This is a genomic window from Longispora fulva (assembly GCF_015751905.1).
Taxonomy (GTDB): Bacteria; Actinomycetota; Actinomycetes; order Mycobacteriales; family Micromonosporaceae; genus Longispora; species Longispora fulva.
Map to the genome: position 1 here is coordinate 6,427,014 of NZ_JADOUF010000001.1, position 14,958 is coordinate 6,441,971.

The 14,958-nt window shown below is 69.9% G+C and carries 15 protein-coding genes; 8 read left to right on the forward strand and 7 right to left on the reverse strand.

The genetic code is table 11. The annotated features are described in order from the left end of the window. Positions 1 to 4 precede the first annotated feature (4 nt). Positions 5 to 514, reverse strand: a complete 510-nt coding sequence (locus IW245_RS29220) for a peptidylprolyl isomerase (protein ID WP_197006349.1) — start codon at positions 512 to 514, stop codon at positions 5 to 7. 169 nt (positions 515 to 683) lie between these two features. Between IW245_RS29220 and IW245_RS29225 the strand changes: the two genes are divergently transcribed. After that, positions 684 to 1,190: a YtxH domain-containing protein gene (locus IW245_RS29225; protein ID WP_197006350.1), complete on the forward strand. Its 507-nt coding sequence runs from the start codon at positions 684 to 686 to the stop codon at positions 1,188 to 1,190. A gap of 80 nt (positions 1,191 to 1,270) precedes the next feature. Here the strand turns inward: IW245_RS29225 and corA are convergent, their stop codons facing one another. Then, a complete protein-coding gene (corA, locus tag IW245_RS29230; RefSeq protein WP_197006351.1) occupies positions 1,271 to 2,377 on the reverse strand; it encodes a magnesium/cobalt transporter CorA in 1,107 nt (368 codons plus the stop codon). Positions 2,378 to 2,611: 234 nt separating this feature from the next. Beyond that, positions 2,612 to 3,703: an aminotransferase-like domain-containing protein gene (locus IW245_RS29235; RefSeq protein ID WP_197006352.1), complete on the reverse strand. Its 1,092-nt coding sequence runs from the start codon at positions 3,701 to 3,703 to the stop codon at positions 2,612 to 2,614. Between the two features lie 24 nt (positions 3,704 to 3,727). On the opposite strand from IW245_RS29235, the gene IW245_RS29240 reads away from it, so the two are divergent. After that, positions 3,728 to 4,600, forward strand: a complete 873-nt coding sequence (locus IW245_RS29240; protein ID WP_197006353.1) for a serine hydrolase domain-containing protein — start codon at positions 3,728 to 3,730, stop codon at positions 4,598 to 4,600. Here IW245_RS29240 and IW245_RS29245 read toward each other — a convergent pair. Next, positions 4,566 to 4,952, reverse strand: coding sequence for a CBS domain-containing protein (locus IW245_RS29245; RefSeq protein ID WP_197006354.1), 387 nt, complete (start codon positions 4,950 to 4,952; stop codon positions 4,566 to 4,568). The genes IW245_RS29240 and IW245_RS29245 overlap by 35 nt on opposite strands. A gap of 126 nt (positions 4,953 to 5,078) precedes the next feature. Between IW245_RS29245 and IW245_RS29250 the strand changes: the two genes are divergently transcribed. Genes IW245_RS29250 through IW245_RS29265 form a run of 4 tightly spaced genes read left to right on the forward strand, consistent with a single transcriptional unit; the run spans position 5,079 to position 9,253 of the window. Beyond that, a complete protein-coding gene (locus IW245_RS29250) occupies positions 5,079 to 5,768 on the forward strand; it encodes a phosphocholine cytidylyltransferase family protein (RefSeq protein WP_197006355.1) in 690 nt (229 codons plus the stop codon). Next, positions 5,765 to 6,475, forward strand: coding sequence for a CDP-alcohol phosphatidyltransferase family protein (locus IW245_RS29255; RefSeq protein WP_197006356.1), 711 nt, complete (start codon positions 5,765 to 5,767; stop codon positions 6,473 to 6,475). The genes IW245_RS29250 and IW245_RS29255 overlap by 4 nt, the downstream gene beginning before the upstream one ends. Next, on the forward strand, positions 6,442 to 7,857 hold the full coding sequence (locus tag IW245_RS29260; RefSeq protein ID WP_197006357.1) for an MATE family efflux transporter: 1,416 nt from the start codon (positions 6,442 to 6,444) through the stop codon (positions 7,855 to 7,857). Before IW245_RS29255 ends, IW245_RS29260 begins: the two co-directional genes overlap by 34 nt. Before the next feature lie 4 nt (positions 7,858 to 7,861). Further along, positions 7,862 to 9,253, forward strand: coding sequence for an O-antigen ligase family protein (locus tag IW245_RS29265; RefSeq protein ID WP_197006358.1), 1,392 nt, complete (start codon positions 7,862 to 7,864; stop codon positions 9,251 to 9,253). An 18-nt stretch (positions 9,254 to 9,271) separates the two neighbouring features. Here the strand turns inward: IW245_RS29265 and IW245_RS29270 are convergent, their stop codons facing one another. The 3 genes from IW245_RS29270 to IW245_RS29280 all read right to left on the reverse strand — a co-directional run bounded on the left by IW245_RS29270 (position 9,272) and on the right by IW245_RS29280 (position 11,827). Next, positions 9,272 to 9,742 carry an RICIN domain-containing protein gene (locus IW245_RS29270; RefSeq protein ID WP_197006359.1) on the reverse strand — a complete coding sequence of 157 codons (471 nt, stop codon included), beginning with the start codon at positions 9,740 to 9,742 and terminating at the stop codon, positions 9,272 to 9,274. A 70-nt stretch (positions 9,743 to 9,812) separates the two neighbouring features. Further along, on the reverse strand, positions 9,813 to 10,970 hold the full coding sequence (locus IW245_RS29275; RefSeq protein ID WP_197006360.1) for a glycosyltransferase family 4 protein: 1,158 nt from the start codon (positions 10,968 to 10,970) through the stop codon (positions 9,813 to 9,815). A 5-nt stretch (positions 10,971 to 10,975) separates the two neighbouring features. Then, positions 10,976 to 11,827, reverse strand: coding sequence for a DNA-formamidopyrimidine glycosylase family protein (locus tag IW245_RS29280; protein ID WP_197006361.1), 852 nt, complete (start codon positions 11,825 to 11,827; stop codon positions 10,976 to 10,978). 22 nt (positions 11,828 to 11,849) lie between these two features. Between IW245_RS29280 and IW245_RS29285 the strand changes: the two genes are divergently transcribed. Together IW245_RS29285 and IW245_RS29290 are read left to right on the forward strand one after the other, a co-directional pair. After that, complete coding sequence (locus IW245_RS29285) at positions 11,850 to 13,316, forward strand: DUF2142 domain-containing protein (RefSeq protein WP_197006362.1); 1,467 nt, start codon at positions 11,850 to 11,852, stop codon at positions 13,314 to 13,316. A 138-nt stretch (positions 13,317 to 13,454) separates the two neighbouring features. After that, complete coding sequence (locus tag IW245_RS29290; protein ID WP_233472835.1) at positions 13,455 to 14,924, forward strand: sugar transferase; 1,470 nt, start codon at positions 13,455 to 13,457, stop codon at positions 14,922 to 14,924. The last annotated feature ends 34 nt before the right edge of the window (positions 14,925 to 14,958 follow it).

A 14,958-nucleotide genomic window follows, 5' to 3' on the forward strand; every position in this document is an offset into this window, starting at 1 on the left:
GGCTCTAGCGCTCGATCGTGACGCTGTCGATCCGCAGCTCGCTCTTCGGCTTGTCGCCCGCGCCGGTCTCGGCGGTGGCGATCGCGTCGACGACCTTCTTCGAGGCGTCGTCTGCGACCTTGCCGAAGATGGTGTGCTTGCCGTTCAGCCAGTTCGGGGCGCTGACGGTGATGAAGAACTGCGAGCCGTTGGTGCCCGGGCCGGCGTTGGCCATCGCGAGCTGGTAGGACTCCGTGAACTGCAGGTCCGGGTGGATCTCGTCCTTGAAGTTGTAGCCCGGCCCGCCCCGGCCGGTACCCGTCGGGTCGCCGGTCTGGATCATGAAGCCGGAGATGACACGGTGGAAGATGGTGCCGTTGTAGTACGGGCCGCTGCCGGGCTTCCCGGTGTTCGGGTCCGTGTACTCCTTGGTGCCCTCGGCCAGCTCGACGAAGTTGGCGACCGTCTTCGGCGCGTGGTTCGGGAAGAGCTCGAGCCGGATGTCGCCGGCGTTCGTGTGCAGGGTCGCGAACACGAGAATCTCCTAGATCGTCGGGCCAATTCACCTCCCATCCTGTCATGTGGGCCCGCGCCGCCGTTTGCGACCGTGACGAACCGGGTACCTCCGGGTACGCCGTTTCGCTGGCAGCAGCTGTGCGGAGAGGGCAGGATAAAGACAAATTCACATCGAAGGAGGCGGGCAGGTGCTGGGACTACGACGGAAGACTCTGAGCCGTGGGGAGCAGATCTCCAACGAGCTCGGGGAGTGCCGTGACCACCTGCGCGGGGTGGCCTCCCTGATCGCCGGAGGCGCCGCTGAGAAGCTGGCCCCCCGGGTCGACCAGGCCAGGGATCTGGTCAGTCCCCGGGTCGAGCGGGCCCGCGAGGCGGCGCTGCATGGCCTCGAGTCGGCCACGGCGCGCCTGGGCGGAAAGCCGCGTTCCCGGTGGCCGATGCTCGTCGGGGTGCTCGGGGTCGGCGTCCTCGCCGGTGCCGCCGCCGCCCTGGTCATGTCGCGCCGCAACGCCCGCTGGGACGAGTACGAGCCGGTGCACGTGCTGGAGTTCGACGACGAGTCGCCGGCCGAGAAGGTGCGCACCGTGGCCGACAACCTGCGCGACACCGCCGGTGACGTCCGGGACAAGGCCAAGGAGTCGCTGAACCATGTCGCCGACTCGGTCGAGTCGGGCGCGAAGAAGCTCAAGGACTAGTCAGCCGCAGGGGCCGGCGGCCACGCCGGCCCGGGCGGCGTCGTGTGCCGGACCGAGGCCAAGCCGGACGTCGGCGACGGCTACAGCCAGCCCGACCGGCGGAAGAACCGGTACAGCCCCGCACAGGCGACCACGATGAGCGTCAGGATGAACGGATAGCCGAACTTCCACTTGAGTTCCGGCATGACGTCGAAGTTCATCCCGTAGATCCCGGCGATCGCGGTCGGGACGGCTGCGATGGCGGCCCAGGCCGCGATCTTGCGCATGTCGTTGTTCTGGTCGACGGTCACCTGGGCCAGCCGGGCCTGGAGCACCGAGTTGATCAGGTCGTCGTACGCCGCGATCTGCTCCACGACCCGCTGCAGATGGTCGTTCACGTCGCGGATGTAGCGCCGGGGCTCCTTCGGCAGGCTGGAGATCTGCCCGGACACCAGCACCTGGAGCGGGCGCTGCAACGGGAAGACGGCCCGCTTGAACTCCACCAACTCCCGCTTGAGCTGGTAGATCTCCTGGATGTTGGACTTGCGGTCCCGGCTGAAGACGCTGGCCTCCAGCTCGTCGAGGTCGGTCTCGACGGCGGCGGACACGTCGAGGTAGACGTCCACGACCCGGTCGACCACGGCGTGGAACACCGCCCATGGGCCCTGGGCCAGCAGCTCGCGGCGGCTCTCCAGCTCCTCGCGGACCGGCTTGAGCCGGACGGCCGCGCCGTGCCGCACCGTGATCACGAAGTGTTCGCCGATGAAGAGCATCACGGCGCCGGTCTCGATGACCTCACTGGTCTCGGTGAGCTCGTCGTGCGGCATGTACCGGGCGGTGCGCACCACAGCGAACGTCATGTCCTCGTACTGCTCCAACTTGGGGCGCTGGAACGACTTCACCGCGTCCTCGACCGCCAGCTCGTGCAGGTCGAACGCCTCGGCGATGTCGGCGAACTCGTCGGGGGTCGGCTCGTGCAGCCCGATCCACACGAAGGCCTTGCCCTGCCGCTGGGCCGCCTCGTGCGCCTCCTTGAACGTCCACTCGCCCTCCTGGCGCACGCCGTCCACGTACAGCGCGAAGTCGACGAGGCCTGGGCCGTTCGGGGTCGGACTGGAGGGCGGGTTGGTGGTGGGTCGGAGAATCTGGCTGACCGCGCGCACGGGCGCGCTCAGCGCCCGGCTCAAACCCCGCTCCTGCTCTGCCATACCTGAGAGTGTTCCACGATCAAGTACCCCGGGAAAAACAACACCGGGCAGGTTCGGCCGCTACGGGGGGATGCGGCCGAACCTGCCCGGTGCCCTTGGGGGCATGGTGCCCTTGCGCACCGCACTGTCCTGGGGAGGGCTTTTTTGCGGTGCTGGGAGGCATTGTTTCCCGGCTCGATGCGGAAAAGAAACACCCTCGTGATGGCGACATTGCGCCATCACGATATGACGTAATTACGCCACGGTGCGGATCGCCTCGGCGAGCCTGCGCACACCCTCGTCGATCTGGTCGTCGGTGACGGCCGAGAACGCCAGGCGGAGCGAGCTCTTGCCGCCCTCGAGCAGGAAGTCGCTGCCCTTGACGATGGCCACGCCGAGCGCGGTGGCGGCCGGCAGCAGCTTGTCCACGTTGACGGAGGTGGGCAGCTCGACCCAGAGGAAGTAGCCGCCGTCCGGGGCGACGAAGGTGGCGTCCGGGATGTGCTTGTTCAGCGCCTCGCCGAGCAGCCGGGCGCGCTCGCCGAGCGCGGTGCACACCGTGGCGATCGACTTCTCGATGTCGCCGGAGACGCAGAACTGGTACACCGTCGCCTGCGACAGCATGCTCGGCGAGATGTAGAGGTTCGTCGCCGTGGCCGCGATCGCCGAGATCACCGCGGTCGGGCCGACGAGGTAGCCGACCCGGACGCCGGGGCAGACCGTCTTCGTGAACGAGGAGGCGTGCACGACGACGTCGTCGGTGTCCAGGGACAGCATCGAGGGCAGCGCCTCGCCGCGGAACCGGATGTCGACGTACGGGTCGTCCTCGAAGATCGTGAAGCCGTACTCGGCCGCGAGCGCGAGCAGCGCGCGCCGCCGGGCGAGGGACAGCGTGACGCCGGCCGGGTTCTGGTAGTTCGGAATGATGTGCGCGAGCTTGGGCCGCACCCCGGACTCCAGCAGGGCGCGCAGCTCGTCGGTGTCGATGCCGTCGGCGTCGACCGTGATCGCCCGGACGTCCGCGCCCCGGTTCTTCAGGTTCAGCAGCGTGCGGTCGTACGTCGGCTTCTCGACGATGATCACGTCGCCCGGCTTCACGAACTGCTCGAAGAGGAACGCGTCGGCCTGCAGCGAACCGTTGGTCACCAGGACGTGGTCCGGCGTCACGGCGTGCTTGTCCGCGATCCACTTGCGCAGGGGCAGGTAGCCGACGGACGTGCCGTAGGCGGTCACCCCGGCCGGGTCCGCGTCGAACGCGCGGACGGCGGCGGCCTTGAGGCCCTCGATGTCGATGATGTCCAGGGACGGCGCGCCCCGGGCGAAGGAGATGAGCTGCTCGGCGGTCATGCACCGCAGTTTAGGCTCCGCGTAATGGATCTTTACAGCGTGTTGACCGGTGCGGTGCCCCACACCGTTCCCGGGGCTGCGGCGATCATCACCTGGGACGGCGTCGTGGTCGACCGGGCCGCCGTGGGCGAGATGGTCAGGTATGCCGACCCGGGCGGGACCCTGGCTGCCGAGCGCCCGCGTGTCACGGCCGACACGCTGTGGGATCTGGCGTCGGTGACGAAGCTCTACACGACGGTGCTGGTGCTCCGGCTCGGGCTTGCCCTGGATGAGCCCGCGCACGGCCGGTACACGATGCGGCAGTTGTTGACGCACACGGCCGGGTTGCCGGCGACGGTGCCGGAGGAGGCCCGGACCTGGCCCGGGGTGCTGGCGCTGCCCGGCGGTGGGCCGGACGTCTACTCCGACGTCGGGCCGCTGCTCGCCGGGCGGATCGTCGAGGAGCGCACCGGCACGCCGCTGGACCGGCTGCTCCGCGAGCTGGTCACCGGGCCGCTCGGGCTCACGGAGACGACCTACGCGCCCGATCCGGCCCGTGCCGCCGCGACCGAGTTCAAGCCCGGCCGCGGCCTGGTGCGCGGGGTGGTGCACGACGGGACGGCGTTCGCCCTGGGCGGGCCGTGCGGGCACGCGGGGCTGTTCGCCCCGGTCGGGGAGGTCGCGGCGTTCGGGGAGGCGTTGCGAACCGGGTTCTGTCCCGGGGTCGCCGATCTGCCCAACCTGCGCGACGGAGCGGGATTCGGACACACCGGCTTCACGGGTACGTCCGTGCGCGTCACCGACCGGTCGGTCGCCGTGCTGCTGACCAACCGGGTGCACCCGCGCCGGGAGCTGTCCTCCGTCGCGGGGCTGCGCGCCACCGTCAGGCGTCTACAGGGTGCTCCACCCGCGCCCTGACGATGTCCCGTACGGAGATCATCCCGACCACCTGGTCGCGCTCGATGACGATCAGGTGCCGGAAACCGCCCCGGATCATGATCCGGGAGGCCTCGGTGAGTTCCATGTCCGGACCGGCGCAGATCGCGTCCGGGGTGTAGTGCTCGCCGGCCTCGGCGACGTCGGGGTCGAGCCCCGATGCGATCGCGTTGAGGATGTCCCGTTCGGTGATGATGCCGAAACCGGACGCGTCGGCATCATCGACGATCGCGGCACCGAACCGGCGGGCCGACATCTGCTGGGCCACTTGGCGGAGTTTGTGGGCGGGGCCGACGGAGAGGATCTCGGTACTCATAGCTTCGCGTACACGCATGACTACCTCCTGTGTTCACTTTACGGATATCTTGGCCTACGGTGCGCCAGCGACCAAAGAAAATGGCGCGTTCCCCCGCCGCGCTCGGCACCTCGGCCTCCGGCCGGCTCGGGTTATCCTTCGGCGGTGCGCAACGTCGTGATCCTGGCCGCTGGCATGGGGACCAGACTCGGTCGTCCCCACCCCAAGCCCCTGACCCTCCTCGCCGACGGTCGCAGCATCCTGCGGCAGCAGCTCGACCACCTGCGCGCGGCGTACGGGCCCTCCGCCCACATCGCGATCGTGGTCGGCTTCAAGAAGGACCTGGTCATGGAGGCCGCCGCCGAGGACGCGGCCTTCGTCTACAACGAGTTCTACGACCAGACCAACACCTCCAAGAGCCTGCTCAAGGCGCTGAAGCTCGGCCCGCCCGGCGGGGTGCTGTGGCTCAACGGCGACGTGGTGTTCGAGCCCGGCCTGCTGGAGCTGTTCACCGAGGCCCTCGCCGCCGAGCAGAGCTTCGTCGCGGTGAACACGGCGAGCGTGGCCGACGAGGAGGTCAAGTACACCCTCGACGACGCCGGATTCATCAGGGAGCTGTCGAAGAAGGTGGTCGGCGGGCTCGGCGAGGCCGTCGGGATCAACTACGTGTCCGCGGCCGACCGCGCGGCCCTGGTCGAGCACCTGAGCCGGGTTGACGAGCAGGAGTACTTCGAGGGCGGCATCGAGAGCGCGATCTCCGCCGAGGGGCTGCGGTTTCGGGCGATCGACATCTCGACGTTCGGCTGCGTCGAGGTCGACTTCGACGAGGACCTGGCGAGGGCGAACAAGCTGTGAGACTGCGGGAGTACTACGCGCTGAACCGGGGCGGCGGCCTGGCCACGGAGAGCTTCAGCCAGTGGATCGGGGCCGTCAGCGCCCAGCTCTTCCACCGGCTCGGGCTGTCCCCGACCGCGATGAGCGCGCTCAACCTGTTCCTCGGGCTCGTCGCCTCCGTCGGGGTCCTCGTCGCGGCGCGCACCGGCGACTACCACGGCTGGATCGGCCTGGCCGCGCTCGTGCTCTGGCACGTCGCGTACGGCGTCGACTGCGGGGACGGGCAGCTCGCCCGGGCCACGAGGACCGGCAGCACGGCTGGGGCGCGGATCGACGTGCTGTGCGACATCGCGCTGCAGATCGCCCTGGTGGCGGCCGTGAGCGCCGTGGCGGCCGAGTACACCCCGGACGCGCCGGCGTGGATCTACGCCCTGTTCGCCGGCACCTGGATGGTCAACCTGGTCACCTCCGTGATGCAGCAGGGCGACACCGGCGGCAGCATGGTCACCTCGACGTCGCTGCCGGTCCGGCTCGTGAAGCTGATCCGTGACTACGCGTTCGTGATCACGGTGCTCGGGGTCGCGATCTGGCTCGTGCCGAAGTGGACCATCTGGGTGATCGTCGCGTTCACCGCCGTCAACGGGCTGTTCCTGCTGGCCAGCATCGCGTTCACCGGCCGGGCCGCGCAGCGGGCGTGGGCCGAGAAGACGGCGGCGCGGAACTCATGACGTCCCGACCGGGGAACGGCACGGCCGCGGCCTCAGACGGCGCGCAGGCCGTGCCTTCGACCGGCGCGGAGGCCGCGCCCGGGGCCCAGGAGGACGTCGCCGAGGCCGTCAGCGTCGACGACCAGGCCGACGAGCCGCTGCCCGCCATCGCGCCCGGCTCCGGTCGACGCCGGATCCTGCTCGGCCTCACCGACCAGGTCGTCATCGCCCTCGCCAGCGCCGGCAACGCGCTGCTGGCCACCGTGGTGCTGGAGCGGTCCAGGGCCGGCTCGGTGCTGATCGCGATCACGACGCTGTACTTCGCGATGGGCGTCAGCCGGGCCTTCATCGGCGAGGCGGTGCTCGCGCACGTCTCCCGGTTCGACGGCGCGGACCGTCGGCGCCGGGAGGAGGACGCGCTCGCCTCGGCCCTGATCATCGGTTCCGGGTGCGCCGTCGTGCTCTTCGGGCTGTGGCTGTTCGGCCCGGCCGACTGGTTCGGCGACCTGATCTGGGCGGTGCCGTTCCTGCCGCTGCTGCTGCTGCACGACACCGGCCGGCACACCTATCTCGCGGCGCGTGAGCAGCTCAACGCGCTGACCATCGACCTGACCTGGGTGGGCACCCAGGCCCTGGCCGTGGCCGTCGCGCTGCTCGCCGGCTGGCGGACCGGCGGGGCGCTGCTGCTCGCCTGGGGGATCGGCGCGTCGGCCGGCGCGGTGCTGTACCTGGTCCGGACCCGGCTGAACCCGTTGCGGGGGCGGTTGGCCGCGTGGTTCCACGAGACCCGGCACCTGTCCGGGTGGTTCAGCGCGAGCGCGCTGGTCGGGCAGAGCCAGACGATGTTGGTGGCCACACTCGTGGCCCGCTTCCTGAGTATCGCCGACTACGCGGGCCTGCGGCTCGCCCAGCTGACCGTGCTCCAGCCGGTGCAGAACCTGGTCACGGCCATGAACGCCCTGATGGTCCCCCGGTTCTCCCGGCTCGCCGCCACGGGAGACCTGCCGGCGCTGCGCCGGTTGACCCTCAAGGTGTCGCTGCTCGGGCTGGGGATCGGCGCGGCGGCGATCGCGGTCGTGGTGCCGCTCGCCGAACCGGTGCTGCACTGGTACAAGCACGGCGAATACCTGAACGTCGCCCCGATCGCGCTGCCCGTGGCGTTGCAGGCCGCCATCTACCTGCTCCAGATCCCGTTCACGGCGGCGCTGCGCGGACTGCAGCGGGCGAAGCTGCTGTTCGGGCAGTACGTGGTGTTCACGGCCACGAGCCTCACCGGGGTACTGCTCGGCGCGCTCGACGGCTCGCTCCTCCGCACGGCCTGGGGGCTGACCACGGGCGCGGCGGTCGGCCTGATCGCCATGATCACCGTGTACCTCGTGGCGCTGCGCCGCCCCGTAGGCTGATCGGATGCCTCTGCTGACCCCGCCGCGCTTCCGGCAGTTCGCGCTCCTCGGCCTCGTCGTCGCCGGAGTCGCCGGTCTCGTGGAGGCCACCCAGGTGAACTCGGCGAACGGGCTGCGCGCCTTCCTCGCCGCCGCGCTGGGCTGGGCTGTCGTCGGGCTCGCCCTGAGCCTGCCGGGCCTGACCGTGCGCGGCCTGCTGCTGGGCGGGTTCTTCGTCGGGGCCGGCATCCTGAGCTGGTCGTTCAGCGAGCAGCCGGGCGTGGTGTGGGCGTTCCTGGCCGTCGAGGGCGCGGTGTTCGCGACGTGGACCTTCCCGTGGCTGAGGGACCTGGCGAAACTGCCGAAGCTGGGCGCGGCGTGGCTCGGCCTGGCGTACTGGCTGCTCGGCACCCTCGGAGCCCTGCTCAACCACCCGCTGGTGAGCGTCCAGCGCGCGGTCTACGGCGGGCTGTTCACCCTCGGCGCGCTGGCCGTGTTGGCCGTGGTGCGGCGCACCAAAAAAGACCCCACCCCGGCCATCGCCGCGGCGTTCCTGCTCGCGCTCGGGGTGCTGCTCCTGGTCGGCTCGGGGAACGCGCTCGACGACGTGCACGCCGTGCCGGACACCGCCTGGGGCAACAACATGGCCCAGCGGTTCTGGGGTGGGCCGTTCTTCCTCTACCACCCGAACTCGATCGCGCTGATCTCCGTGCTCGTCGCGTTGCGGATCGCCCCGGACAAGGCCTTCGCGCTGTGGCAGCGGGTCGGCGTACTCGGAACATCGTTCCTGATGTTGCTTCTGGTCACCTCGCGGACGGCCTGGGGCTTCGCCGTCGCCGCCGCCCTGGTGCACGCGTGGCTGGTCTACCGGAAGAAGTTGGACTACAAGCGGGCCGTCGCGATGGCCGTGTTGCCGTTCGTGCTGCTCGTGGCGTTGATGGTCGGCTCGGGCGGCCCGCAGTGGCTGGTCTACAACCGGTACCCGAACTCCCACGCCGGCTCGGACCTGACCTCGGGGCGGACCCAGACCTGGAAGAAGGTCATCTCCGACTTCCGCAGCGACACGCTCGCCGAGCAGCTGTTCGGCAACGGCGACGACGCGCGGGGCACGGTGACCCGGGCCGACTCGGTCGAGGACCCGAACACGAAGCTGCCGAAGCTGACCACGGACAACGCGTTCTTCGGCGCGCTGCGCCGGGGCGGGATCACCGGGGTGGCGGCGTTCCTGTTGGGGCTGGTGCTGCTGATCCGCCGGGCGCTGGCCCGGGACGCCGCGCCGTGGTTCACGATCACGGTCGTCGCGGTGCTGCCCACGATCGCGACCTCTGACTGGGTACTGGGCGGCACCGGCGGGACCCTGTGGATCCTGCTGCTGGCCGCCGAGGCCTGGCAGGTGTACCGGCCCGCCGCCGACTGACGGCGGGCCGGCTGCGGGCTACTTGCTGGACGGGACGAGCTCCCAGTGGGTGCTGTCGGCGTTGCTGCAGCTGGTCGCGATGAGCGAGCCGCCGTTGTTGCTGAGGCACGAGCCGGTCTTCGTGTTGGTGAAGGTGCTGAAGCCGTCGCTGTCCGCGGCCTGCCACACCTGGCTGGTGCGGCTGTCGTCGCACTTGCGCAGCACGACGGCGTCCTCGTCGCTCATCGTGGTCAGACACTTCTGGCCCCGGGCGATGGCCATCGTGCCGTTGTCGCTGCGGGCCGGGAACTGCCACAGCTGGCGGCGGTTGCCGGTGTCGCACTGCACGAAGGTCGTGATCCGCTGACCCTTGGGCTGCTCGAGGCACTGGCTCTGGTCGAGGCTGCGCATGGTGAACGACTTCTCGGGGGTGGCAGCCTGGCTGACGCCCGGGATCAGGACAAAAAGTGCACCAGTAGCAGCAATGGTGAAAATACGGCGAATGATCATGCGGCAGAACATAGCAAAACGGATAAAGGTTATGTATGAGGGGTAGGTTTTACGTGCCTATGGCGTGTCGTCAGCCTCGCCGGACCTTCTCGTACACCCCGATCAGGCGGTCGAGGACCACCGCCGGGGTGAAGTTCTCCAGGTAACGCCGACGGGCCTCCTGGCGCAGCCCGCCGGCCGCCGCGCGCGGGATCGCCGCGGCCATCGCCTCGACCGTCGGCTCGACCAGCCAGCCGGCGTCGCCGACCAGGTACGGGATCCCGCCCAGATTGGTGCCGAGCACCGGACGGCCGTTGGACAGCGCCTCGATGATCACCGTGGGCAGCGGCTCGAGCCAGGTGGACGCGACGACGAGGGCGTTGGCGGCGCGGGTCGCGGCGCGTACCCCGTCGGCGTCCTGTTTTCCCAGGTAGGTGATGTCGTCGCGGTCCGAGGCGGCCTTCTCGACCAGGTCGCGCAGCGGGCCGTCGCCGATGATCTGCAGCTGGCCGAGCCCCGCCCCGGCCGCGTCAGCCGCCCGGGACCAGGCCTCCAGCAGCAGCCGGATCCCCTTCTCCTCCGACAGCCGGCCGATGAACAGCAGGCCCTGGCCCGGCGCGTCGGAGAACCCGTGGTCGGGGATCGAGTTGGGCTTGACCGTGATCTGGTTCTCGGTGATCCCCAACGTGAGCAGGTGCTCGGCGATCGCCGGCGTCAGCGCGATGAACTGGTCGAGCGAGCGCCACGTGCCCCGGTGCGCGGCGAGCGTCGACGCCATGATCAGGCTCTGCGCCTTCGAGCCCCGGTAGCAGGAGTGCTGCACCGCCGGGTAGGGGAAAGCCTTGCCCAGGCAGTCCCTGCAGATGTGGCCGTCGCGGAAGTACAGGCCGTTGGCGCAGCTCTGCCGGTAGTTGTGCACCGTCTGCACCACCGGCACGTCCAGCTTGTGCGCGGTCTTCACCACCCAGGGCGACAGCAACGGGTACGGGTTGTGCAGGTGCACCACGTCCGGCCGCTCCCGGGTGATCAGCTCGGCCAGCTCCCGCTGGGCGCGCGGCGCGTAGATCGGGGACACGGGCAGCAGCAGCTTCTCCGACGTCGGGAGGTCACCGATCTCGTCGGAGCTGCGCTGGAAGGGGACCACCTCGACGCCGGCCTCGGTGAGCTGGCGGATCTCCGTGTCGACGATCGTGTTCTCGCCGGACGGCTGGGCGGACGAGTACCGGTTGTGCGCGATGACGACCTTCACGCGCCCTAGCGTACGAGCTTGGACAACCGGCGGTCGGCGAGCGGCTTCCCCTTCGTCTGGCATGTCGGGCAGTACTGCAGGTTCGAGGTCGCGAACGACACCTCACGGATCGTGTCCCCGCACACCGGACAGGGCAGCCCGGTCCGGCCGTGCACCCGCAGCCCGGCCCGCTTCTCCGACTTCAGGGTGGCGGCCCGCTGGCCCTCGGTGTGCGCGATGGCCTGGTCGAGGATCTCGTGCACCGCGTCGTAGAGGGCGCTGACCTGGCCGGCCGTCAGCTTCGACCCCATCGCGAACGGGGACAGCTTGGCCGCGTGCAGGATCTCGTCGGAGTAGGCGTTGCCGATGCCTGCGAGGGTGCGCTGGTCGGTGAGTACCCCCTTGATCTGGGCGTTCTTCGAGATCTGGACCGTGAACTCCTCCAGGGTCACCGTCAGCGCCGACGGGCCGAGGGTCGCGACCCGCTCGATCAGCCTCGGGTCCGTCACGATGTGCACGGCCAGCCGCTTCTGGGTGCCGGCCTCGGTCAGGTCGAAGCCCGAGCCGTCGTCGAACCGGACCCGGACGCTGATCGGCCCCTTGCCCGGCCGGAGCGGGCCCGGCGTGATCTTCTCGCGGTAGTGCAGCCAGCCGGCCCGGGACAGGTGCGTGACCAGGTGTAACTCCCCGAACTCGATGTCGAGGTACTTCCCGATGTACCCGGCCGTCGTCAGCCGCCGGCCCACGAGCGCCGACACCGGCGGGTCGTACGTCTTCAGCGCGCTCAGCGCCACGACGTCGACCCCGGTGACCGTCAGCCCGACGGCGCGCTCGCGCAGGTAGGCGGCGAGCGCCGCCACCTCTGGCAACTCCGGCACACTCCCACCCTAGGCTGTGGGCATGCGTCGGGTCTGGTTGCTGGCATTCATCGGGTACCTCCTCCTCGGTGCCGGCTGGGCGCTCGGCGTCCCGGTCAACGGCACGTACGACGAGGTGCAGCACATCCCGCGCGCGTACGGCGTCGTCACCGGGCAGGTCTACGCCCAGGGCTACTACTTCGACGGCCCGGCCAGCCTGCTCCCCGGCGACCTGACGTGCTTCGAGAAGGAGAAGCTCGCCGCCGGCTGCCAGACCCCGGCCCCCGCGGCGGGCACGCCCGAAGGGGACCGCACGGTGCGCTGGCCGAGCGCCGCAGCCCGCTACAGCCCGCTCTACTACGGCCTGGTCGGCGCTCCCCTGGCGATCAGCCCGGACCTGTCCGGGATCATCGGGGCCCGGGTGCTGTCGGCGTTGCTGTCCGCGCTGCTGCTCGCCGCGGCGGTGGCCGTCGCGTACGGGCTGCGGAACAGGATGCTGGTCGGGGCGGTGCTGCTGGTCAGTACCCCGATGGCGATGAATCTGAACGGGTCGGTGAACCCGAACGGGATGGAGATCAGTGCCGCCATCCTGGCCTGGGTGGCGCTGTTGGCCCTGGTCAGGAACGAGGGCAACGAACGGCGGCACCTGGTGGCGTTCGCCGTCGGCGGCGCGCTGCTGCTCACCCTGCGGCACATGGGACCGGTGCTGCTCGCGATCGTCGTGCTCGCCGCCCTGGTCTTCGCCCGGCGCGGCCGGATCCGCGCACTGCTCCGCAGGGCCGACACCCGGTGGGCGCTCGGCGCGATCGTCGCCGCCGGCCTCCTCGGTCTCGGGTGGATCCTCACGTCGGCCGTGAACGACATTCCGGAGATCCCCGGCCGCGCCGTACATATCAGTTTCGCAAAGACTGTGGAGGAGATCGTCCGGATCCGGACGCCGTTCTACCTGAACCAGGTCGTCGGTCAGTTCAGCTACGGCGAGCTGACGATGCCCGGCTGGGTCATCCTCGGCTGGTACGCGCTCGTGGCCGGTTTCGCCGTGCCCGCCTGGCTGTTCGCCGGCCGCAGTTACCGGATCGCCGTCCTCGGCACGGCCCTGGCCAGCTACGGAACGCTCGTCGCCCTCGAACTGTGGTTCGTGCCCAAGTTGGGCTGGTACTCCCACGGCCGGTACGCGATGCCGGCCGGGGTCGGAATCGTGCTCCTCGCGGCCTTCGTACGGGGCTTCGATGACGATTTCGCGCGCAAGTTTGTCAGGCTCGTGGTCGTTGTCACAGGGGGCCTACACGTCTACGCTCTTGCGGAAGTGACCCTCCGTTATCGGGACCAGGTTACGTCGATGCCTGCACCGGCGTACGCTTTGTCAGCCGGACTAGCGGGAGTGGCGCTACTCGGCGTAATGGGCTGGAATTTCCGAAGTACGCAACCGCCCCTGACTCGACACGACCCGGACACACCGAATAATGTCGGCCGGTCGTCAGAGGACGAGGCGGGGGCCGTGGCACACTAGGGGAGCCGTGAGCAGCACACTGCCGGAGGGCCTGTTGAGGTGACGACCAGCCTCCAGCGTCCGGCCCCGAAGAAGAGCCGGCCGGCCGGCACAGCCGGCGACAGACAGGCGGTAGGCCATGAGTCCGAGGCGGCGCCGGTGACCAACGGTGTGCCCCGCTCGGCCTTCTTCCGCAGTGACCGTACGTCGACCTGGGCCTGGTGGTATTCGGCCAGTCTCGTCGCCCTCGACTTCCTCTCCGTTGCACTAGCGAGCTTTGTCGTCATCTCCTGGTTCCCGAAAGCCGTCGCCGGATTCGTCGAGCGCAGCGGCCAGCCGGTGCCCCTCTGGTTCTACATCGTCGCGTACGCGATCCTGCCCTTCGGCTGGGTGCTCGTCCTCTGGGGCCACGGCGCCTACGACCGCCGCTACCTGGGCGTCGGCTCCGACGAGAGCAAGCGGGTGCTCCGCGCCTTCTGGACGGCCGTCGCCGTCGTCTCCTTCACCGTGATGAGCACCAAGACCGACGCCTCCCGCATGTCCGTCGGCGCGGTGCTGATCCTCGCGCTCCTGCTGCTCCTGATCAGCCGCGGTCTGGTCCGCCGGGTGCTCTACACCCTGCGCAAGCGCGGCCGGTGCGTGCAGCGGATGCTCCTGGTCGGCGCGCTGCCCGAGACCCTCGAGGTGCACACCGTCGTCACCCGCAACCCGGAGGCCGGCCTGTCGCCGGTCGGGCTGTACCTGACGGAGGGCTACGGCGCGGCCCGCGGCGTGGAGACCCCGGTCCCGGTGTACGCGAACCGCGACCTCGTCGAGCTCGTCCGCGAACTCGGGGCCGACACCATCGCCGTCTGCGGCTCCGCCGGTTCGGACTCCGCCGACCTGCGCCGGCTCGCCTGGCAGCTGGAGGGCACCGGCATCGACCTGGTGGTGGCCCCGCAGCTCACCGACATCGCCGGCCCCCGGGTGCACATCCGCCCGGTCGAGGGCCTGCCGCTCCTGCACGTCGAGGAGCCGACGCTGTCCGGCGTCGGCTGGGTCGCCAAGAACCTGATGGACCGGATCGCCGCGTTCCTCGGCCTGCTGATCCTGTCGCCGCTGTTCGGGTTCATCGCACTGTGCATCAAGATCAAAGAGCCCAGCGGGCCGGTCTTCTTCCGACAGCGCCGCCTCGGTCACCAGTCGCGGATGTTCGGGATGTGGAAGTTCCGCACGATGTACGTGGACGCCGAGAACCGCCTCGCGACCCTGGTCGACCAGAACGAGACCGACGGCCTCCTGTTCAAGATCAAGGACGACCCCCGGGTGACCCCGGTCGGCCGGTGGCTGCGCAAGACGTCCATGGACGAGCTGCCCCAGCTGATCAACATCCTGGTCGGCGAGATGTCCCTGGTGGGGCCGCGGCCGCTCCCGGCTGAGGACGGCGACTTCCTCGGGGACGTCCGACGGAGGTTGCTGGTCCGGCCGGGGCTGACCGGGCTGTGGCAGGTGTCGGGCCGGTCGGACATGTCGTGGGACGACGCGGTGCGGCTGGATCTGTACTACGTCGACAACTGGTCGTTGCTGCTGGATCTGCGGACGTTGTGGCGCACGATCGGCGTGGTCCTGGCCCGCCGGGGTGCCTACTAGCCTGTCTTCGCGAAAGTGGCCGTCACCCTGGTGA